This is a genomic window from Pseudomonas sp. YJ42 (assembly GCF_047225135.1).
GTDB classification, from domain to species: Bacteria; Pseudomonadota; Gammaproteobacteria; order Pseudomonadales; family Pseudomonadaceae; genus Stutzerimonas; species Stutzerimonas stutzeri_E.
Map to the genome: position 1 here is coordinate 2928541 of NZ_CP178378.1, position 20120 is coordinate 2948660.

Here is a 20120-nt window from a genome sequence, read left to right on the forward strand (position 1 = left end):
GTAGGCTCGCGTCTGAAGATCAGGGGTTGAAGATGAAACCCCTTCCAGCCGCACGCGCCCGGTCGAAGGCGAAGCTGGCGATGGCGGTGTCCTGTGCGCCGGTGCCGGTCAGGTCGCAGAGGGTGACCTGGCCGGCCGAGATGCGCCCGGGGTGCTGCATGGCGATCACCTGGCCGAGTTCGGCGAAATCAGACTCGTCGTCCACCACACCTGCTGCCAGCGAATGGTGCAATTCACCAAGCCCCCGGGTCTGGCTCAGGCGGTCGGCGACATAGAGATCGCAGGCGGCGAGGGCGGCGGCGGCGATCTCGTTCTTGTGCTCTGCGTCCGAGCCCATGGCGGTGATGTGCAGGCCCGGCTGCAGATGATGCGCCTGGATCAGTGGCGTGCGGCTGGGTGTGGTGGTGATGGCAATGTCAACGCCGTCCATGGCGGCGTCGACATTATCCGCGACCCGCGCCTCGACGCCCTCCAGCTCGCCGGCGAACACCGCCGCCTTCGCCGGATCGCGCGCCCAGATGCGCACTTCGCGAACGTCGCGCACCAGCCGCAAGGCCGCCAGCTGCAAACGCGCCTGTTCGCCGGCACCGAGAATGGCGACGCGGCTCGAATCCGCCCGGCTCAACCATTTCGCGGCTATTGCGCCGGCCGCGGCCGTGCGTACCGCCGTGAGGAAGCCGTTATCCAGCAACAGAGCGTCGAGCAGGCCGGTACGCGCCGAGAACAGCATCATCAGCCCGTTCAGGCTCGGCAAGCCGAGCGCCGGATTGTCGAAGAAGCCGGGGCTGACCTTGATGGCAAAACGCGGCAGACCGGGCAGGTAGGCGGTCTTCACGTCGACCTCGCCGTTATGCTCGGGAATGTCCAGGCGCAGGATCGGCGGCATCGCCACCGCCGCGGTGGCGAGCAGACGGAACGCTTGTTCGACCGCGCCGAGGCTGGCCAAATCGAGTGCCAGGCAGGCGCGGAGATCGGTTTCGCTGAGCAGGACGGTCTCGGCCATGTTGATCTCCATCGGAGTACACCGGACGCACCGGTAGCAGGGTTGAGGGGCTTGGGTTGTTTATTCGTTGCTGCCGTTGAGCACGCGTAAGTGCTGTCCGGTATCCACGTTACGGCCGCTGATCACAATGACCACCGATCCGCGCGGCTTGATCGAATGCTCGAGCAGAGCGGCGATGCCGACGGCCGCGGCGCCTTCGATCACCAGCCGTTCCTCGTGGTAGGCATGACGGATGCCAGCGGCAATGGCCGGCTCGTCGAGCAAATGGATTTGGTCGGCCAGCTCGCGAACGAGGCCGAAGGTGTAGCGATTGTTCAGGCCGATGCCGCCGCCGAGTGAATCGGCCAGGCTGGGGCGCTCTTCGACCTCGACCGGATGGCCAGCCTCGAGGCTGGCGTGCATCGCCGCGCCACGGCGCATGCTGATGCCATGAACGCGGATCTCCGGTCGCTGACGCTTGATGCCCAGGGCGACACCGGCAAACAATCCACCGCCGGACAGCGGCACCAGCACTTCAGCGACTTCGGGGCACTGCTCGAGGATTTCCAAGCCGAGCGTGCCCTGGCCGGCAATGACGTGTGGATGGTCGAAAGGCGGGATGAAGGCAGCGCCCTGCTCACGGGCGATGCGTTCGGCCTCGACCTGGGCGTCGTCCTGGCTGTGACCGACAATGACCACTTCGGCGCCCAGCTCGCGGATCGCCTGCACCTTGTTTTGCGGCACCAGTTGCGACAGGCAAACGATCGCTCTGACCTCCTGCTGCGCCGCCGCGAAGGCGAGCGCCCGACCATGGTTGCCGGTGGAGGCGGTGACCACGCCGAGGCGCTTCTGCGTTTCCGACAACTGCGCGACCGCATGACTTGCGCCACGGAGCTTGAAGCTTCCGGTCGCCTGCTGCGATTCCAGCTTCAACCACACCGGTACGCCGGCCAGCCGGCTGAGCGACGCCGAACGCTCCAGAGGTGTTTCCCGGACGAGGCCGCAAATGAGCTCGCGTGCGTCGAAGAGGTGGTCGAGAAGAATCGGCTGCATGGCGAACATTCCGATGGTGAATGCGGCCGAGTGTAGGAGCGCTGATTTCACCAGCCCAATGTACTAGGACTCTTTTTTTTCGCCCCTCATATTGTGCCGATCTAAGCCCTGATGCGCCCTGATCTCGGGCTCTAAAGCCTGCGAGCGCGACCCGTTGGTGCACGGTGGGCTCGCTTTCAACGCGCGCCGCGAAATTCGTGAATCTCCGGGAACTGCTCGAAGACTTCGCGGATGCTGCACAATCCCTCACGCAGCCGTTCTTCGTCGCATTCGGCGCCTACGCAAAGACGCATCGCCCGGGGCCGTCGGGTACCGGGCGGCAGAAAGGGGTCAGGCAGAGTCAGGGCAATCTCGCGGCGGCGCAGTTCATGCTGCAGCGCATCCAGCTCCCAATGTTCAGGCACATTGAGCCAGGCGCTGAGGGAGGCCGGATGGCTGCCGCGCAGGTAATCGCCCAACTCGGCGGTCACCGCGGCCTGACGGGAGGCGATCAGCTCACGCTGCAAACGCACCAGTTCGTTGGCCTGACCACGCTCGATCCAGCGTGTGGCGATCTCGCCCAGCAGTGGCGCGGCCATCCAGCTGTTCACCCGCAGGATGCTCTCGGTGCGCAGGGCCAATCGCCGAGGCATGGCCAGGTAACCGATGCGCAGGCCGGTGAGCACCGACTTGGTCAGGCTGGTGCAGTAGAACGACAACTCAGGCAGGTAATGGCTGATCGGCAAGGCGTCGCGGTGCTCGCCGAGCAGCGGGCCGTAAACGTCGTCCTCGATCACATAGACGCCGTAGCGGCGGGCGATCTCGGCAATTTCGCGGCGACGCACGTCCGGCATTATGGTGCTGGTGGGGTTGTTCAGGTTCGGCGTGCAGACCAGCGCGGTGACTCGCTCGTTGCCGCACAGGTCTTCGAAATGCTCCGGATCGAGACCATGGCGGTCGGTCTCGACACCTTGCAGGGTGAAGCCGAGCACCTGGGCGGTACCGATTACGCCGTGATCGGTACAGTTTTCGCAAAGAACCAGATCGTCCGGTCCAGCCAGTGAGGCGAGGGCGAGAAAGATGGCGTGGGAGGTTCCATTGGTCAGCAACAGATCCTGCAACTCTACCTTCAAGCCCAGCCCAGCGAGCCATTGCACGCCGACTTCGCGGTGATGCTCGAAGCCAGCGATCGGCCGACAGGCGTGAATCCAGGGTTGCTCGTGCTCGGCCGCCAGCTCCTCGCAGGTCTGCCGCCACAGGCGGTCATGGGCCTCGGTGCGAACGATGCGCGCCGTGGAGAAGTCCAGCAGCGAATTCTCGCCGCGGTCGAGCATGGAGCTGGCGACGCGTTCGCTGATGCGCCGACTGACGAAGCTGCCGCGCCCGACCTCACAGCGCACCCAGCCCTGACGCTCCAACTCTTTGTAGGCATTGGTCACCGTTTGCACGCTGATATCCAGCTGCTCGGCGAGCAAGCGCTGCGGCGGCAGGCGCTGGCCGTCGTGCAGGTTACCCTGCTCGATGTCGGTTGCGATGGCGGTAACCAGCAGCTTGTATTTCGACGCGCCGCTACGGGCAGCGAGCAAGGCCTGTTTCCAGTTGCGCATGACGATCCACCTTCAGTCGAGCCGACAGGATCGACGCAAGCGCAGTGTCATGCAATTGTCCTAGTGCAATCCCATGAAGAAAACGGCTTTTGCTATGCTCGGTCGGCGAAACGCGGCGCACGCCTCTACGAAAAAGAAGTCCAAAGCCGCGCTGAGGCAGGGAATGCCCTGTCCTGATGCTCTTGAAACTGCCCTCCTAATAGCAGGCCTGCCTGCGTCCCATAAAAAGCACAGGAGAATTCATGATGAATCGCGCACATCCATTCCGTTTCGGCAAAGTTCTGCTGACCTCCGCTGTACTGGCCGGTCTATCCCTTGCTGGCTTGGCCCAGGCCGACACCCTTGATGAAATCAAGGAAAAAAACAGCGTTCGCATCGGCTATGCCAACGAAACCCCCTTCGCCTACACCGCCACTGACGGCAGCGTCACTGGCGAATCGCCGGAAATCGTAAAAAAGGTCTTCCAGCGGATGGGCATCGAAACCGTCAATCCTGTGCTCACCGAATGGGGCTCGCTGATTCCCGGCCTGCGTGCCGGACGCTTCGACCTGATCGCCGCCGGCATGTACATCACACCCGAGCGTTGCAAGCAGGTGATTTTTACCGACCCGCAATATCAGTTGCCCGACACCCTGCTGGTCAAAGCGGGTAACCCGAAGAACCTGCATAGTTACGAGGACATCGCCAAGAGCGGGGCCAAGCTGGCGATCATGTCCGGGACGGTGAACCTGGCCTACGCCCGCGACGGCGGTATCAGCGATGACCAGATCCTCCAGGTACCCGATACCACCGCACAACTTCAGGCGGTGCGCAGCGGTCGCGCCGATGCCGCGGTGGGCACTCAGCTGACCATGAAAGGTCTGGCCGAGAAGGGTGGCGACTCGCTCGAAGCGGTCAGTGAATTCAAGGACGATCCGTCACACACCGGCTACGGTGCGCTGGCGTTCCGCCCCGAGGACACCGCACTGCGCGACGCCGTGAATGCCGAATTGAAGAAGTGGCTCGGCAGCGAAGACCATCTGAAGACCGTCGAACCGTTCGGCTTCGATGAGTCCAACGTCACCGACAAGACCGCCGCGCAGCTCTGCGCCCAGTGATCCACGAGCGGAGCGCCGCGCCCTAATCGGTGCGGTGCCATCCGTTCGTGTGGTTTCGTTCCTGCACAGAGGTATCGAACCTATGGGCGAACTTCTCCCCCTCATGTTTCAGGGCGCCTGGGTGACATTGCAGATCACCTTCTGGGCCTCGCTACTGGCGATTGTATGCGCCGTCTTCGGTGCGCTGGGGCGCCTGTCACCGTTCGCTCCGCTGCGCTGGTTCTCGATTGCCTATATCGAGGTGTTCCGCGGCACTTCCCTGCTGGTCCAGCTGTTCTGGTTGTATTTCGTGCTGCCGATGCCACCGTTCCACGTGGAACTATCGGCTTTTACAGTCGCCGTATTCGGTCTTGGCCTGCATATCGGGGCCTACGGCGCGGAAGTCATGCGCGGCACCATCCGCTCGGTGGCACGCGGGCAATATGAAGCCTGCGTGGCGTTAAACATGTCTCCACTCAAACGCTTTACCCGGATTATCCTGCCGCAGGCGCTGCTGGCTGCTATCCCTCCCGGCACCAACCTGCTGATCGAGCTGTTGAAAAACACTTCGCTGGTCTCGCTGATCACCATTTCCGATCTGGCGTTCCGTTCGCGCCAGCTGGATCAGGCGACCTTCATGACACTTGAAATCTTCGGCATGGCGCTGGTGATGTACTTCGTCATGGCCCAGGCGATCAACCTCGGCATGCGCCTGATTGAACGGCGCCTCAGCCGCGGTAGGATCAAAGGAGGCCTGGCATGAACTTCTTTGATTGGCAGTTCGCCTGGGAGATCCTGCCTCAGCTGCTCCAGGCTTCGCTGAAGACGATTGGCATCACCATCAGCGGCTTCGCCATTGCAGTGGTACTCGGCCTGTTACTAGCCGTAGCCCGCCGCAGCAAGCGAGTCTGGTTGTCCTGGCCGGCTACCGGCCTGATCGAATTCATCCGCAGCACGCCGTTGCTGATCCAGGCCTACTTCCTGTTCTACGTCTTTCCCAATTACGGCATCAACCTCAGCGCACTACAGGCCGGCATCGTCGCCATTGCTGTGCACTATGCTTGCTATACGGCAGAGGTCTACCGGGCCGGGCTCGATGCCGTGCCTCGGGCCCAATGGGAGGCGGTAACTGCGCTGAATATGAAGCCGACGACCGCCTACCGCGATGTCATCCTGCCCCAAGCACTGCGCCCGATACTGCCAGCACTGGGCAACTATCTGGTGGCGATGTTGAAAGACACCCCGGTGCTTTCGGCGATCACCGTGGTCGAAATCATGCAGCAGGCCAAGAACATCGGCTCAGAGAGCTTTCGCTACCTGGAACCGATCACCATGGTCGGCCTGTTCTTCCTGATCCTAAGCCTGGCCCTGGCCTGGTGCGTCCGCCGCCTCGAAAACCGCTTGGAGCTTGCCCGATGAACACTTCACCGCATTTCGACGCCAATCCGAACACCTCCTTCAATGGCAACCCTGAGATGGCCGAGCCACTGGTGCGCTTCGACCAGGTGACCAAGCGCTACGGCGACCTCACCGTACTCGACCATCTCGATCTGGAGGTTGCCAATGGCGAGAAGGTCGCCATCATCGGCCCCAGCGGCTCGGGTAAATCGACCCTGCTGCGGGCGCTGATGACCCTGGAGACGATCGATGATGGCGTCATCGAAGTCGACGGTGAGCCATTGACCCATATGCCGGCATCCGATGGTCATTTGGTGCCGGCCAGTGGCCGTTACCAACGCCATGTGCGCGGCAAGGTGGGCATGGTATTCCAGAGCTTCAACCTGTTTCCGCACATGAACGCTCGGCAGAACGTGATGGAAGCACCGGTACAAGTCCTCGGGCTATCGAAAAACGAAGCCCGTGAACGCGCGGATGAATTGCTGGCCATGGTGGGACTGGAGGACAAGCTCGAGCATTACCCGGCGCAGCTGTCAGGCGGCCAGCAGCAGCGTGTCGCCATTGCCCGCGCCATGGCCATGCGGCCACGGGTGATGCTGTTCGACGAGGTGACCTCGGCGCTGGATCCGGAGCTCTGCGGAGAGGTGCTCAATGTCATTCGGCGGTTGGGGGACGAGCACAACCTGACCATGTTGATGGTCACCCATCAGATGGGCTTCGCCCGGGAGTTCGCCGACCGGGTATGCTTCTTCAACGAGGGCCGCATTCACGAACAGGGCACGCCGGACGAGCTGTTCGGCAATCCGCGGGAACTGCGCACTCAGGAATTTCTTAGCGCGGTCACCCAGGCAAGCTAGCTTTCGGCGACGGTGGGCCGGCCCGCGCCTTTGCACCGGTACTGCCGCCCCGCGGCCAAGAGGAAGCCATGCTCGAATCGCTGGAAAAGATGCTCGCCAAAGGTATGGATAATTCCATGCTGCGCTTTGGCCTCGGCAAGGGTTATCTGGACGCCGGTGACGCGGCTCGGGCCGCTGACCATCTGCAGCGCTGCGTCGAGCAGGATCCCAAATATTCGGCTGCCTGGAAGCTTCTCGGCAAAGCGCTACAGGCCGACGGCAACCTCAATGGAGCCCGTCATGCCTGGGAGCAAGGCCTGATCGCCGCGCAAGCGCACGGTGACAAGCAGGCCGAGAAGGAAATGACGGTATTCCTGCGCAAACTGAACAAGCAGACCGGGGCCTAGCGTCGCTGGCGAGACCCGCCGTGCGGCAGCATCACCTCGTTCAGGTGTCTTGAATGAAGCGCAAGCCGACCCCCTCGGCATCGACGCGCATCACTTCCATCTGCAGAACAGGCGCCGGGATAGGCAGATCCTGCACCTGACCAGTGACGACCATCCCGAGCCGCAACTCAGTCAGCTGCGGATGTTTGACGTAGACACCGCCATCCGATAGATCGCGGGTATGCGCAAACACCTCGCCAAAGGATTCATGGGCGATGCGTATTCGACATTTCATGGGTGAGCGCGGGTGCTGTCGCTGGTTTGACATCTGACGTTCCCTTGTTCGTTAGCTGGTGGTCAGTACCAGCGGCGTTCGCCTGCCGGGCGTTTCTTGAAACGTTTCATGGTCCACATGTATTGGCTCGGCCAGGTGCGCACGTAGCGCTCGATGACGCCGCTCATGGCAGCGACCGCGACATAGACGTTCTCGTCGTACATCGCCGGCGGCGCCGCTTCGAGAATCACCTTGTAGCCTGAACCATCCTCCAGGCGCAACGCATGAAGAAATACCCCGATGGCCTTGCCACCCGTGAGCATACCGGGCACGAACTTACTGGTCAGCGCCTGCGTGCCGAGAAAGGGCACGAATACACCGGCACCTTCACTGGGTTCCGGATCGGCCGGAATGCCGACGGCGCCCCCCCTGCGGACTTCCTTGATGACGCTGATGATGCCCTCGCGAGTCGAAGGCGCAACCTTGTTACCCAGCTGGACCCGTTGGCGCTGCAAAAGGTCATCCACAGCCTTAAGCTTCGGCGGACGGTAGAAAATGATCGGCTTGCACTGCGCGCAATAGAAGTGATTGAGCACTTCCCAATTACCCAGATGGCTGGTGATACCCACGACCCCCTTACCGGATGCCAAAGCATTTTCCAGCACCTCCAGTCCTTCGACCTGCCTGACCAGACGCAACGTCTTTTCTGCTGGCCAGATCCAGGCACAGGCACTTTCGGTAAAGGTTCTGCCGATCTGCTGCAGACCGTGCCGCAACAGCCGTTCCTGTTCGGCGGCGTCAAGCTCGGGAAAGCACTTGCTCAGGTTGGTTCGGGCAACCTCACGAGAACGGTTGGGCAACTTCCACATCAACCAGCCGATGAAGCCGCCCAGACCCTGTACCGCACGCCAGGGCAGCAGCGCGAACAGGCGCAGGAAGCCGACCACCAGCGCACCTTTGAACTTGTCCAAGGATCTCTCCCGAAAAATCAAAGCCGCTAGTGTAACTGCTTCGGGCGCTGCGCTACTCGTCCGCCCGCCTGGCCGCTACGTACGGGTCGATGTATCGGTCAGCAGCGCGTAGCGATCACAGTTGGTGGTGTGGTCCATGACCATGCCGCAGGCCTGCATGTAGGCGTAGCAGATCGTCGGGCCCACGAAGCTGAAGCCGGCCTTCTTCAATGCGCGACTCATCGCCTCGGCTTCGGCTGTCACCGCCGGTACCTGCTTGATCGACTCGAAATGGTTGACCTTCGGCCGCCCACCGACGAACGACCACAACCAGCCGACCGGATCCTCCAGCTCGAGCCACAGCTGGGCGTTGCGCCGTGCCGCTTCGAGTTTTCGTCGGTTGCGAATGATGCCGGGGTCGAGCATGCGCTCATCGATTTCAGCATCCGTCATCTGTGCCAGGCGCTGGGGGTCGAAACCGAACAGGACCTGGCGATAGCGCTCGCGCTTGCGCAGGACCGTGATCCATGACAGCCCGGCCTGAAAGGCCTCAAGAATGAGAAATTCGAACAGGACCTGTGGGTCGCGGGTCGGAACACCCCACTCGCTGTCGTGATATTCGATATACAGCGGATCATCGCTACACCAGGCGCAACGCGGCATTTTTTCTAGTCCTTCGAAGGGCGACGAGCAGAGGGGGTTGTTCACCAACGCCTGCCGGAAGGCACGCGCTACAACGGGCCGGAGCCGTTATCGGGTATACTCCGAGGCTTTCTGTCGAAGCCAGCACAGGTGAAATTTTGACCCAGCCTACGCCTGCCGTGCGCACCTTCCAAGACCTGATCCTCGCCCTGCAAAGCTATTGGGCAGAGCAGGGTTGCATCGTTCTGCAACCCTATGACATGGAAGTGGGCGCCGGTACATTCCACACCGCCACGTTCTTGCGTGCCGTGGGTCCAGAGACCTGGAACGCAGCCTATGTCCAGCCTTCGCGCCGTCCGGCCGATGGCCGTTACGGTGAAAACCCCAACCGCCTGCAGCACTATTACCAGTTTCAGGTAGTGCTCAAACCGAATCCCGACAATATCCAGGAGCTGTACCTCGGATCCCTGCGCCACATCGGCGTAGATACGTTGGTGCACGACGTACGCTTCGTTGAGGACAACTGGGAATCGCCGACATTGGGCGCGTGGGGGCTCGGCTGGGAAGTCTGGCTGAACGGCATGGAAGTCACCCAGTTCACCTACTTCCAGCAGGTCGGCGGGATCGAGTGCTACCCGGTCACCGGCGAGATCACCTATGGCCTGGAGCGTCTGGCCATGTACCTGCAGGGCGTCGACTCGGTCTACGACCTGATCTGGACAGACGGCCCGTTCGGTACCGTCACTTACGGCGACGTGTTCCACCAGAACGAAGTGGAGCAGTCCACCTATAACTTCGAACACGCCAACGTAGACAAGCTGTTCGAGCTCTTCGATTTCTACGAGTCGGAGGCTAACCGGCTGATCGAACTGGAGCTACCGTTACCCACCTATGAAATGGTGTTGAAGGCCTCGCATACCTTCAATCTACTGGATGCGCGGCGCGCCATCTCGGTGACGGCGCGTCAGCAGTACATCCTGCGCGTACGGGCGCTGGCGCGGGCAGTAGCGCAGAGCTACCTGCAGGCACGTGCCAAACTCGGCTTCCCCATGGCCACCCCCGACCTGCGTGACGAAGTACTGGCCAAGCTGGAGGCTGCAGAATGAGTGCACTGGATTTCCTGGTCGAGCTCGGCACCGAAGAGTTGCCACCCAAGGCCTTGGGCAAGCTGTCTGACGCCTTCCGCTCAGGCATCGAAAAAGGCTTGAAAGACGCCGGCCTCTCACATGGGCGGGTACAGGCATTCGCTGCGCCACGACGTCTCGCCGTGCTGATCGAGCAGCTCGAAAGCGAGCAGCCGGATCGCAGCATCAACCTCGAAGGGCCACCGTTGCAGGCCGCTTTCGACGCCGAAGGCGAGCCCACTCAGGCCGCGTTGGGTTTTGCCCGTAAATGCGGCGTCGACCTCGCTGAGATCGATCGCAGCGGTCCGAAACTCAGATACAGCCGCTCGATACCCGGCCAGGCGACTGCTGAGCTGTTGCCCGGTATCGTCGAAACCTCGTTGAGCGAGCTGCCGATTCCCAAACGCATGCGCTGGGCCGCACGCAAGGAAGAGTTCGTCCGGCCGACCCAGTGGCTGGTGATGCTGTTGGGTGACCAGGTCATAGACTGCACGATCCTCACCCAACGCGCCGGTCGCGAATCCCGGGGCCATCGTTTCCATAGCCCCGGCCCGGTGCGCATTTCCAAGCCGACAAGCTATCTGGAAGATCTGCGCGGCGCCCGGGTAATCGCCGATTTCACCGAACGCCGTGAGCTGATCGCCAAGCGTGTCGAGCAACTGGCTGGCGAGCAGAACGGCAGCGCCATCGTGCCGCCGGCGCTGCTGGACGAAGTCACCGCACTGGTCGAATGGCCGGTGCCGCTGGTGTGCTCGTTCGAGGAGCGCTTCCTTGAAGTTCCGCAGGAAGCGCTGATCACTACCATGCAGGACAACCAGAAGTACTTCTGCCTGCTAGATGCCAATGGCAAGTTGCTGCCGCGTTTCATCACCGTGGCCAACATCGAATCCAGAGACCCGGCGCAGATCGTCGCGGGTAACGAGAAGGTCGTCCGTCCACGTCTGACCGATGCGGAGTTCTTCTTCAAACAGGACAAGAAGCAGCCGCTGGACAGCTTCAACGAACGGTTGAAGAACGTAATCTTCCAGGCGCAACTGGGCACGGTGTACGACAAGGCGGTGCGGGTTTCAAGGCTCGCCGCCTTTATCGCCGAGCGCACGGAGGGCAACGCGCAATGGGCGGCCCGTGCCGGACTGCTCAGCAAGTGTGACCTCGCAACCGAAATGGTCGGTGAGTTTCCGGAAATGCAAGGCATCGCCGGTTATTACTATGCCCTCAATGGCGACGAGCCCAACGATGTAGCCCTGGCGTTGAACGAGCAATACATGCCGCGCGGTGCGGGTGCCGAGCTGCCTTCTACCCATACCGGCGCGGTACTGGCAGTCGCCGACAAGCTGGACACCCTGGTCGGCATTTTCGGCATCGGCATGCTCCCCACCGGCAGCAAGGACCCTTACGCGCTTCGTCGCGCGGCCCTGGGTATCTTGCGCATCCTGATCGAAAAACAGCTTGATCTCGATCTGGTGGAGGCGGTGCGCTTTTCCATCGGCCAGTTCGGCAATCAAGTCAAGACCGCTGGGCTGTCCGATCAGGTCTTGGAGTTTGTCTTCGATCGCCTGCGGGCACGCTACGAGGACGAAGGCGTCGATGTCGCCTCGTACCTGTCGGTACGCGCCGTGCAGCCCGGATCGGCGTTGGATTTCGATCAGCGAGTGCAGGCGGTGCAAGCGTTCCGCAATCTACCGGAAGCCGAAGCCCTGGCGGCGGCAAACAAGCGTGTGTCGAATTTGCTGAGCAAGTTCGAAGCGAAACTGCCGGAAACCGTCGAGCCTCGCTATTTCGACAATGCCACCGAGTTTTCACTGTACTCGGCGCTGCAGCAGGCCGAGCAGGCCGTGCTGCCATTGGCCACCGCGCGTCAGTATCGGGAAATGCTCGAACGGCTGGCGCACCTGCGCGGACCGGTGGATGCGTTTTTCGAAGCGGTACTGGTCAATGCCGAAGACGCTTCGGTGCGAGCCAACCGCTATGCCTTGCTAGCCAGGTTGAGGGGGTTGTTCCTTGGCGTTGCCGATATTTCCACACTTGGCTAAGCCGGTGAAACTGATCGTGCTCGACCGCGACGGCGTCATTAACGAAGACTCCGATGCGTACGTCAAAACTCTGGACGAATGGATCCCCATTCCGGGTTCACTGGAAGCCATAGCACGATTATGCAAAGCCGGCTGGACGGTGGCGGTCGCCACCAACCAGTCCGGCCTGGCTCGCGGCATGTTCGACGCCTCCACACTCAGCGACATGCATTTCAAAATGCAGCAGCTGGCAATGGAGCAGGGCGGACACATTGACCTGATCGTGCATTGCCCCCATGGCCCGGATGACGGCTGCGATTGTCGTAAGCCGTTACCTGGGTTATTCCAGACAATCGCCGAGCATTTTCATTTGGAAGATCTCAAGGGTGTGCCGGTCGTTGGTGACAGCCATCGGGACCTTCATGCAGGAATGTGCCTCGGGGGCGTGCCTTATCTCGTGCGCACCGGTAAAGGCATCAAAACGTTGGAAGGATCACTGCCACCGGGAACGCAGGTGTTCGATGATCTTGCGGCAGTGGCCGATCATTTACTGAGAACCAAACGATGAGCGTTTTGCTGCCTGTACGCATCGCGCTGTTCTACTTCTTATTGGCGTTCACCGCCTTCGCCTGGTGTCTGGTCAGCCTGGTCTTCGCGCCGTTCATGTCGTTCCGTACGCGCTACCGATTCGTGGTGCAGACTTGGTGTCGCAGCGCCGTCTGGTTGGCTAAGACCGTTATTGGCTTACGTTACGAAGTGAGCGGTCAGGAAAACATTCCAGACAGGCCCTGCGTGATCCTCTCCAAGCACCAGAGTACCTGGGAAACCTTCTTTCTCTCGGCGTATTTCGAACCGCTGAGCCAGGTACTCAAACGTGAACTGCTCTATGTGCCGTTCTTCGGCTGGGCGATCATGCTGCTCAAACCCATCGCCATCGACCGCGACAACCCCAAGGCGGCGTTGCGCCAGGTCGCCAAGCAGGGCCAGGAGCGGCTGGAGCAGGGCGCCTGGGTGCTGATATTCCCTGAGGGCACTCGCGTTCCGGTTGGCCAGGCGGCCAAGTTCTCTCGCAGCGGAGCGGCGTTGGCGGTCAACGCCAAGCTGCCAGTGCTGCCGATCGCACATAATGCCGGGACCTTCTGGCCGAAGTCGGGCTGGGGCAAGCGGCCTGGGACCATTCGGGTGGTCATCGGTCCGGCGATGCAGGCCGAAAGCGAAGGACCGCGCGCGGTCGCCCAGCTCAATCAGCGCGCCGAGGACTGGGTCAACCAACAGGTCATGGAACTTGAAAGCAGCGCCTGAGCCAGGACGGGAAGCAAAAAAAGGGGAAGCAGACGGACGTCTGCTTCCCCTTTTTCCTTAGCGCTGTGCTCAGTCGTCGACGGAGCTGCGGATCAGGTGGTCGAAGGCACTCAGCGAGGCCTTGGCGCCTTCGCCGACGGCGATGACGATCTGCTTGTACGGCACGGTGGTGACGTCGCCGGCGGCAAAGATGCCCGGCAAGGAGGTCTCGCCACGCGCATCGACGATGATCTCGCCACGTGAAGTCAGCTCCACGGTGCCTTTCAGCCAGTCGGAGTTGGGCAACAGGCCGATCTGTACGAAGATGCCTTCCAGCTCCAGCTCATGAAACTCGCTGGAGTTGCGGTCCTTGTAGATCAACCCGTTGACCTTCTGGCCGTCGCCGGTGACTTCGCTGGTCAGCGCGCTGGTGATCACGCTGACGTTCGGCAGGCTGTAGAGCTTCTTCTGCAGCACGGCATCGGCGCGCAGTTGGCTGTCGAACTCGAGCAGGGTCACCTGAGCGACGATGCCGGCCAGGTCGATGGCCGCTTCGACACCCGAGTTGCCGCCACCGATTACCGCCACGCGCTTGCCCTTGAACAGCGGGCCGTCGCAGTGCGGACAGTAGGCGACACCGCGCCCACGATATTCCTGTTCACCGGGCACGTTCATCTCGCGCCACCGCGCACCGGTGGCCAGGATCAGGGTCTTGGCCTTCAGCGAGCCGCCATTCTCCAGTTTGATCTCATGCAGGCCGCCTTGGTTCGAGGCCGGGATCAGCTGGGCTGCGCGCTGCAGGTTCATGATGTCGACGTCGTATTCGCGCACATGGTTTTCCAGCGCACGGGCCAGTTTCGGGCCTTCGGTCTCGTTCACCGAGATGAAGTTCTCGATGGCCATGGTATCGAGCACCTGACCACCGAAACGCTCGGCGGCGACACCGGTACGGATGCCCTTGCGCGCGGCATAGATGGCCGCTGCGGCGCCGGCTGGTCCACCACCAACGATGAGTACGTCGAACGGTTCCTTGGCGCTGAGCTTCTCGGCATCACGCGCCGAAGCGCCGGTGTCGAGCTTGGCGAGGATTTCTTCCTCACCCATGCGCCCCTGGCCGAACAGCTCACCGTTGAGGTAGATGCTCGGCACGGACATGACCTGGCGCACCGTGACCTCTTCTTGGAACAGTGCACCATCAATGGCGACATGGTGGATGTTGGGGTTGAGCACCGCCATCAGGTTCAGCGCCTGGACCACGTCCGGGCAGTTCTGGCAGGACAGCGAGAAGTAGGTTTCGAAACGGTACTCGCCGTCGAGGTTCTTGATCTGTTCGATGATCGCCGGCGCAGTCTTCGACGGATGACCGCCGACTTGCAGCAGGGCGAGGACCAAGGAGGTGAATTCATGTCCCATCGGGATGCCAGCGAAGCGCAGGCTGGTATTGCCGCCGATACGGTTGAGCGCGAACGAGGGGCGACGCACGTCATCGCCGTCAGTACGCAGGGTGATCTTGTCGCTCAGGCTGGTGATCTCTTCCAGCAGCTCGAGCATTTCCTGTGACTTCTCGCCGTCACCGAGGGACGCGACGATCTCGAACGGCTGGGTGACCTTTTCCAGATAGGTTTTCAGTTGCGATTTCAGGTTGCTGTCGAGCATGTGAAATTTCCCCGTAGCGAAAGGCCTCTGTCAGGGCAGAGAACCAGAAGGTTGAATACTTTTGATGAGAGGAGCATACGAGGCCACAAAGAATTCTGAAAATTGATTAATCCAAGAGCGATGATCGAGTAAGTCTATCGTGTTCCACGTGGAACAAAAAAACCCGGCTTGCGCCGGGTTTAGTGATTCTTATTGATCCAGCGATCAGAAATCCAAATTGGATACCGCTAAAGCATTGGATTCGATGAAATCGCGCCGTGGCTCTACAGCGTCGCCCATCAAAGTATTGAAGATCTGATCCGCTGCAATGGCGTCTTCGATGGTGACCTTGAGCATCCGGCGAACCGCCGGATCCATAGTGGTTTCCCATAGCTGATCCGGATTCATTTCACCCAATCCCTTGTATCGCTGGACACTATGGCGGCGAGTTCCTTCGGTCATCAACCAATCAAGCGCCTGCTTGAAAGTCGTGACCGGCTTCTTGCGCTCACCACGCTGAACGTAGGCACCTTCCTCAAGCAGGCTATTCAGCTTCTCACCCAAAACGGTAACCGTCTTGTAGTCGTTACTGCCAAAGAAGTCGCGATTGAAAGTGATGTAGCTGGCCAGCCCGTGGGAAATAATCTCCACCTCTGGCAACCAAAGATTTCGCTCTTTATCTTCACGCAGGCTTGCCTTGTAGGCCAATCCGGAACGCTCGACACCTTTCAGCAAAGCCGCGTAGGGCTCCAGCCAGGCCTGCATCGCTGCGTGATCACCGAGCTGCTCGACGCTCACCCGCGGTAGATAGATGAAGTGTTCGGTCAGCTCTTGCGGATAAAGGCGGGAGAGCCGCTGCAGCGTTTTCATCACAGTGCGATAGTCGTTGACCAGCCGCTCCAGCGCTTCGCCCGAAAGGCCTGGCGCGTGCTCGTTGACGTGGAGGCTGGCGTCCTCGAGCGCAGACTGGGTGAGATATTCATCCATCGCCTCGTCGTCTTTAATGTACTGCTCTTGCTTGCCGCGTTTGACCTTGTAGAGCGGAGGCTGAGCGATATACACATAACCACGCTCAATCAACTCGGGGAGCTGGCGGAAGAAGAACGTCAGCAGCAGCGTGCGGATGTGCGAACCGTCAACGTCGGCATCGGTCATGATGATGATGTTGTGATAACGCAACTTGTCGATGTTGTACTCTTCACGGCCGATGCCGCAGCCAAGCGCCGTTATCAGCGTGCCAACTTCCTGCGAAGAGATCATCTTGTCGAAGCGGGCCTTCTCAACGTTGAGAATCTTGCCTTTGAGCGGCAGGATGGCCTGAGTCCTGCGGTTGCGGCCCTGCTTGGCAGAACCGCCCGCGGAATCACCCTCCACTATGTAGAGTTCGGAAAGGGCAGGGTCCTTTTCCTGGCAATCAGCGAGTTTGCCGGGCAGACCGGCAATGTCCAAGGCGCCCTTACGCCGGGTCATTTCACGGGCCTTGCGGGCAGCTTCGCGTGCACGAGCGGCATCGATCATCTTGCCAACGACCGCCTTGGCCTCATTGGGATGCTCCAGCAGGAAGTCAGCGAAATGCTTACCCATTTCCTGTTCGACCGCCGTCTTGACCTCGGAAGACACGAGCTTGTCTTTGGTCTGAGAACTAAACTTGGGATCCGGCACTTTTACCGAGATGATGGCTGTCAAGCCTTCACGGGCATCATCACCGGTAGTCGCGACCTTGTGCTTCTTCGCCAGGCCTTCTTGCTCGATATAATTGTTCAGGTTACGCGTCAGCGCCGAACGGAAGCCCGCCAGATGAGTGCCGCCGTCACGCTGCGGAATGTTATTGGTGAAGCACAACAAATTTTCATTGAAGCTGTCGTTCCATTGCAGCGCCACTTCGACACCAACACCATCATCGCGTTGAACATTGAAGTGGAATACTTCGTTAACGGGCGTCTTGTTGGTATTGAGGTAGGTCACGAACGCGCTCAGACCGCCCTCGTACTTGAACAGCTCCTCCTTGGCATTTCGCTCATCGCGAAGCACGATTCCCACGCCCGAATTAAGGAACGACAGTTCTCGCAAGCGCTTGGCCAGAATGTCCCAGCTGAAATGAATGTTCTGGAAGGTTTCGGCCGACGGTTTGAAATGAATTTCGGTGCCTGAACCGTCAGTTTCGCCGACTGCGGCCAATGGTGCTTGTGGTACGCCATGACGGTAGGTCTGCTCCCAGACCTTACCCTCACGGCGGATCGTCAGTACAAGCTCTTCTGACAGAGCATTCACTACCGAGACGCCCACTCCATGAAGGCCACCAGAAACCTTATAGGAATTGTCGTCGAACTTACCGCCGGCGTGTAGCACGGTCATAATGACTTCGGCTGCGGATACACCTTCTTCGTGAGTATCGACCGGGATCCCGCGGCCGTTGTCACGGACACTGATGGATTCATCTACGTGAATGGTGATGCAGATATCGCTGCAATGACCAGCCAGCGCTTCGTCGATCGAATTGTCGACGACTTCGAAGACCATGTGGTGCAGACCGGTGCCGTCGTCCGTGTCTCCGATGTACATGCCGGGACGTTTACGAACTGCATCGAGGCCTTTGAGGACCTTGATGCTGGACGAATCGTACGTGTGATTTTCACTCATGCCTTCACTCCCGAGGGGCCGTGGACTTGGGTTATCTCACCATGTTCCACGTGAAACATTGAGACTGGCGTATCTTCACGCCAGCCTTCTCGCAATACGTTCGAATCGACACAGGTGATAAATACCTGACAATTCAGTTGTTCCAACAACCGGCACAACGAAAGCCGGTGGTAATCGTCCAGTTCGGACGGCAAATCATCGACCAGGTAAATGCACTGACCCCGCTTGGCCTCGCTTACCAAATGCCCTTGAGCGATTCGCAGTGCACAGACGACAAGCTTCTGCTGGCCACGCGACAGTGTCTCGGCCGCATTATGATTAGCAATCCGTAAGCGAAGATCAGCCCGCTGCGGTCCTGCTTGGGTATGCCCCATAAGTCTGTCGCGCTCGATCGAAGCTGCCAGCACCTCAGCAAGGGACCGCTCTTTATCCCAGCCGCGGTAATAGCTCAATTGAAAGCCTTCCAGCTCCAGAAGGGAGGCCAAGATGCGTTCGAACACGGGTTTGAGAGCCTGGATATAGGCACGCCGATAACTATCGATTTCATCGCTTGCCGCACTCAGCTCGCGGCTCCAAGCAGCCTGCGAAGCGGCGTCCAGTGTACCATGCCGTAACCATGAGTTTCGTTGCCTCAGCGCTTGCTGAAGGCGCTGCCAGGCTTGAAGAAAACGGGGTTCCACGTGGAACACGCCCCAATCTAAAAATTGACGACGAAGCTTTGGTGCACCTTCCAGTAAACGAAAGCTATCAGGATTGATCAGTTGCAATGGCAGGGTTTCAGCAAGCTCCGCAGCGCTCCGGACGCTCTGACCATTGATGCGTATACGGATTTCTCCACCGCGATCTCTCGCAATACCCAACGCGCTGGATTGTTCTACACCCAGCTCAACCTGGCCGAAGACGGTGCAACTCGTCTGCTCATGGCTAATAACGGGATTCAGGCGCGTGCTGCGGAAAGAACGGGCCATGCCAAGGAGATGGATGGCCTCAAGAAAACTGGTTTTCCCACTGCCGTTGTCGCCGTGGAGGATGTTGATCCGAGGGGAGGGAGTTAGCGTCACCGGCTGCAAATTGCGAACGCCGGTGACGGAGATACGGCTAAGCGACATCTAGTTGTGGTTACAGGCGCATCGGCATAACGACATAAGCCGAATCATCGTTATCGAACTCCTGAACCAGGGCGCTGCTGTTCGCATCGGAGAGGATCAGCCGGACCTGGTCGGTAGTCATGACGCCCAGTACATCGAGCAGATAGCTGACGTTGAAACCGATCTCCAGCGAGCCGCCCGAGTAATCGACGGCGACTTCTTCTTCGGCTTCTTCCTGCTCAGGGTTGTTGGCCTGGATCTTCAACAGACCGCTTTCCAACTGCAGACGAATGCCTCTGTACTTCTCATTGGACAAAATCGCTGTACGGCTGAATGCTTCGCGTAGCGTCTGACGCTCACCCACAACGAGCTTGTCACCACCGCGCGGCAGGACGCGCTCATAGTCAGGAAACTTCCCATCTACCAGCTTGGAAGTGAACGTGAACTCGCCAGTGGTTGCCCGGATGTGGTGCTGACCGAGAACGATACTGACATCACCGTCCTGATCGGTGAGCAGGCGCGCCAGTTCGAGAATACCTTTACGTGGCACAATGACCTGATGGCGATCAGGCTGTTCGATGCCGGCCTGCATGGAGCACATCGCCAAACGATGGCCGTCAGTCGCGACGGCGCGCAGCATTCCGCTGGATACCTCGATCAGCATCCCATTCAAGTAATAGCGTACATCCTGCTGCGCCATGGCAAAGCTGCTGCGTTCGATCATGCGGCGCATCTTTCCCTGATTGACACTGAAATTCAGCGAACCCGGGCCTTCCTCAACGGTGGGAAAATCGTTTGCCGGCAAGGTCGACAGGGAAAAGCGACTGCGCCCCGATTTAATTACCACCTTTTGATCGTCCAGACGGATATCTATCAGCGCGTCAGGCTGCAGGCTCTTGCAGATGTCCATCAGCTTTCGTGCCGGCACGGTAATCTCGCCCGGCTCGAATGCATCCTCCAAAGCGACACGGCCAACCAATTCGACTTCGAGATCGGTTCCGGTAAGGGACAACTGGTGATCCTGAACCACCAGTAGAACGTTGGACAACACCGGCAAGGTCTGGCGCCGCTCAACGACGCCGGCCACTAACTGCAGGGGTTTCAACAGGGCTTCGCGCTGGATAGTGAAATGCATGGTCTGGTCCCTTGCCTATTAA

19 protein-coding genes are annotated in these 20120 nt (G+C 60.1%); 9 read left to right on the top strand and 10 right to left on the bottom strand.

Translation table 11 applies throughout. The annotated features are described in order from the left end of the window. Positions 1-19: 19 nt before the first annotated feature. The 3 genes from ACL0K2_RS13485 to ACL0K2_RS13495 all read right to left on the bottom strand — a co-directional run bounded on the left by ACL0K2_RS13485 (position 20) and on the right by ACL0K2_RS13495 (position 3621). Entirely contained in the window at positions 20-1003 is a 984-nt protein-coding gene (locus ACL0K2_RS13485; protein WP_413042832.1) for a cyclodeaminase, read from the bottom strand. A 60-nt stretch (positions 1004-1063) separates the two neighbouring features. Beyond that, on the bottom strand, positions 1064-2035 hold the full coding sequence (gene eutB / locus ACL0K2_RS13490) for a hydroxyectoine utilization dehydratase EutB (protein WP_045159970.1): 972 nt from the start codon (positions 2033-2035) through the stop codon (positions 1064-1066). A 176-nt stretch (positions 2036-2211) separates the two neighbouring features. Continuing rightward, the gene (locus ACL0K2_RS13495) at positions 2212-3621 is read right to left on the bottom strand and encodes a PLP-dependent aminotransferase family protein (protein WP_045159969.1); all 1410 of its coding nucleotides are present in this window, start codon (positions 3619-3621) and stop codon (positions 2212-2214) included. Positions 3622-3866: 245 nt separating this feature from the next. Between ACL0K2_RS13495 and ehuB the strand changes: the two genes are divergently transcribed. The 5 genes from ehuB to ACL0K2_RS13520 all read left to right on the top strand — a co-directional run bounded on the left by ehuB (position 3867) and on the right by ACL0K2_RS13520 (position 7338). Further along, positions 3867-4718 (top strand): ectoine/hydroxyectoine ABC transporter substrate-binding protein EhuB, encoded by an 852-nt coding sequence (gene ehuB / locus ACL0K2_RS13500; protein WP_413044470.1) that lies wholly within the window; start codon positions 3867-3869, stop codon positions 4716-4718. An 82-nt stretch (positions 4719-4800) separates the two neighbouring features. Continuing rightward, complete coding sequence (gene ehuC, locus ACL0K2_RS13505; protein ID WP_045159968.1) at positions 4801-5460, top strand: ectoine/hydroxyectoine ABC transporter permease subunit EhuC; 660 nt, start codon at positions 4801-4803, stop codon at positions 5458-5460. Then, a complete protein-coding gene (gene ehuD, locus ACL0K2_RS13510; protein WP_045159967.1) occupies positions 5457-6116 on the top strand; it encodes an ectoine/hydroxyectoine ABC transporter permease subunit EhuD in 660 nt (219 codons plus the stop codon). The genes ehuC and ehuD overlap by 4 nt, the downstream gene beginning before the upstream one ends. 56 nt (positions 6117-6172) lie before the next feature. Beyond that, on the top strand, positions 6173-6952 hold the full coding sequence (gene ehuA / locus ACL0K2_RS13515; protein ID WP_045160034.1) for an ectoine/hydroxyectoine ABC transporter ATP-binding protein EhuA: 780 nt from the start codon (positions 6173-6175) through the stop codon (positions 6950-6952). A 68-nt stretch (positions 6953-7020) separates the two neighbouring features. After that, the gene (locus ACL0K2_RS13520) at positions 7021-7338 is read left to right on the top strand and encodes a tetratricopeptide repeat protein (RefSeq protein ID WP_413042833.1); all 318 of its coding nucleotides are present in this window, start codon (positions 7021-7023) and stop codon (positions 7336-7338) included. 40 nt (positions 7339-7378) lie between these two features. On the opposite strand, the gene ACL0K2_RS13525 is transcribed toward ACL0K2_RS13520, so the two are convergent. The 3 genes from ACL0K2_RS13525 to ACL0K2_RS13535 all read right to left on the bottom strand — a co-directional run bounded on the left by ACL0K2_RS13525 (position 7379) and on the right by ACL0K2_RS13535 (position 9204). Continuing rightward, the gene (locus ACL0K2_RS13525) at positions 7379-7645 is read right to left on the bottom strand and encodes a PilZ domain-containing protein (RefSeq protein WP_045159965.1); all 267 of its coding nucleotides are present in this window, start codon (positions 7643-7645) and stop codon (positions 7379-7381) included. Between the two features lie 29 nt (positions 7646-7674). Beyond that, the gene (locus tag ACL0K2_RS13530) at positions 7675-8562 is read right to left on the bottom strand and encodes a lysophospholipid acyltransferase (RefSeq protein WP_413042834.1); all 888 of its coding nucleotides are present in this window, start codon (positions 8560-8562) and stop codon (positions 7675-7677) included. Between the two features lie 75 nt (positions 8563-8637). Continuing rightward, positions 8638-9204 (bottom strand): DNA-3-methyladenine glycosylase I, encoded by a 567-nt coding sequence (locus ACL0K2_RS13535; protein WP_239611448.1) that lies wholly within the window; start codon positions 9202-9204, stop codon positions 8638-8640. A 137-nt stretch (positions 9205-9341) separates the two neighbouring features. Between ACL0K2_RS13535 and glyQ the strand changes: the two genes are divergently transcribed. The 4 genes from glyQ to ACL0K2_RS13555 are packed head-to-tail and all read left to right on the top strand — an operon-like array spanning position 9342 to position 13621. Further along, a complete protein-coding gene (gene glyQ, locus ACL0K2_RS13540; protein ID WP_045159962.1) occupies positions 9342-10289 on the top strand; it encodes a glycine--tRNA ligase subunit alpha in 948 nt (315 codons plus the stop codon). Continuing rightward, entirely contained in the window at positions 10286-12340 is a 2055-nt protein-coding gene (gene glyS, locus ACL0K2_RS13545; RefSeq protein WP_413042835.1) for a glycine--tRNA ligase subunit beta, read from the top strand. Before glyQ ends, glyS begins: the two co-directional genes overlap by 4 nt. 4 nt (positions 12341-12344) lie before the next feature. Beyond that, positions 12345-12887 (top strand): D-glycero-beta-D-manno-heptose 1,7-bisphosphate 7-phosphatase, encoded by a 543-nt coding sequence (gene gmhB, locus ACL0K2_RS13550; protein WP_413042836.1) that lies wholly within the window; start codon positions 12345-12347, stop codon positions 12885-12887. Next, on the top strand, positions 12884-13621 hold the full coding sequence (locus tag ACL0K2_RS13555) for a lysophospholipid acyltransferase family protein (protein ID WP_045159958.1): 738 nt from the start codon (positions 12884-12886) through the stop codon (positions 13619-13621). Before gmhB ends, ACL0K2_RS13555 begins: the two co-directional genes overlap by 4 nt. A 69-nt stretch (positions 13622-13690) precedes the next feature. Here ACL0K2_RS13555 and ahpF read toward each other — a convergent pair whose 3' ends face one another. The 4 genes from ahpF to dnaN all read right to left on the bottom strand — a co-directional run bounded on the left by ahpF (position 13691) and on the right by dnaN (position 20098). Further along, positions 13691-15256 carry an alkyl hydroperoxide reductase subunit F gene (gene ahpF, locus ACL0K2_RS13560; RefSeq protein ID WP_413042837.1) on the bottom strand — a complete coding sequence of 522 codons (1566 nt, stop codon included), beginning with the start codon at positions 15254-15256 and terminating at the stop codon, positions 13691-13693. A 204-nt stretch (positions 15257-15460) separates the two neighbouring features. Next, positions 15461-17875, bottom strand: coding sequence for a DNA topoisomerase (ATP-hydrolyzing) subunit B (gene gyrB, locus ACL0K2_RS13565; protein WP_045164347.1), 2415 nt, complete (start codon positions 17873-17875; stop codon positions 15461-15463). Beyond that, positions 17872-18984, bottom strand: a complete 1113-nt coding sequence (gene recF / locus ACL0K2_RS13570; RefSeq protein WP_413042838.1) for a DNA replication/repair protein RecF — start codon at positions 18982-18984, stop codon at positions 17872-17874. Before recF ends, gyrB begins: the two co-directional genes overlap by 4 nt. Before the next feature lie 10 nt (positions 18985-18994). Continuing rightward, on the bottom strand, positions 18995-20098 hold the full coding sequence (gene dnaN / locus ACL0K2_RS13575; protein WP_045164345.1) for a DNA polymerase III subunit beta: 1104 nt from the start codon (positions 20096-20098) through the stop codon (positions 18995-18997). Positions 20099-20120 lie beyond the last annotated feature (22 nt).

Coding starts and splice junctions, on each gene's coding strand:
- ACL0K2_RS13485 (WP_413042832.1), bottom strand. CDS start 1,003: ATGGCCGAGACCGTCCTGCTCAGCGAAACCGATCTCCGCGCCTGCCTG.
- eutB (WP_045159970.1), bottom strand. CDS start 2,035: ATGCAGCCGATTCTTCTCGACCACCTCTTCGACGCACGCGAGCTCATT.
- ACL0K2_RS13495 (WP_045159969.1), bottom strand. CDS start 3,621: ATGCGCAACTGGAAACAGGCCTTGCTCGCTGCCCGTAGCGGCGCGTCG.
- ehuB (WP_413044470.1), top strand. CDS start 3,867: ATGAATCGCGCACATCCATTCCGTTTCGGCAAAGTTCTGCTGACCTCC.
- ehuC (WP_045159968.1), top strand. CDS start 4,801: ATGGGCGAACTTCTCCCCCTCATGTTTCAGGGCGCCTGGGTGACATTG.
- ehuD (WP_045159967.1), top strand. CDS start 5,457: ATGAACTTCTTTGATTGGCAGTTCGCCTGGGAGATCCTGCCTCAGCTG.
- ehuA (WP_045160034.1), top strand. CDS start 6,173: ATGGCCGAGCCACTGGTGCGCTTCGACCAGGTGACCAAGCGCTACGGC.
- ACL0K2_RS13520 (WP_413042833.1), top strand. CDS start 7,021: ATGCTCGAATCGCTGGAAAAGATGCTCGCCAAAGGTATGGATAATTCC.
- ACL0K2_RS13525 (WP_045159965.1), bottom strand. CDS start 7,645: ATGTCAAACCAGCGACAGCACCCGCGCTCACCCATGAAATGTCGAATA.
- ACL0K2_RS13535 (WP_239611448.1), bottom strand. CDS start 9,204: ATGCCGCGTTGCGCCTGGTGTAGCGATGATCCGCTGTATATCGAATAT.
- glyS (WP_413042835.1), top strand. CDS start 10,286: ATGAGTGCACTGGATTTCCTGGTCGAGCTCGGCACCGAAGAGTTGCCA.
- ACL0K2_RS13555 (WP_045159958.1), top strand. CDS start 12,884: ATGAGCGTTTTGCTGCCTGTACGCATCGCGCTGTTCTACTTCTTATTG.
- ahpF (WP_413042837.1), bottom strand. CDS start 15,256: ATGCTCGACAGCAACCTGAAATCGCAACTGAAAACCTATCTGGAAAAG.
- gyrB (WP_045164347.1), bottom strand. CDS start 17,875: ATGAGTGAAAATCACACGTACGATTCGTCCAGCATCAAGGTCCTCAAA.
- recF (WP_413042838.1), bottom strand. CDS start 18,984: ATGTCGCTTAGCCGTATCTCCGTCACCGGCGTTCGCAATTTGCAGCCG.
- dnaN (WP_045164345.1), bottom strand. CDS start 20,098: ATGCATTTCACTATCCAGCGCGAAGCCCTGTTGAAACCCCTGCAGTTA.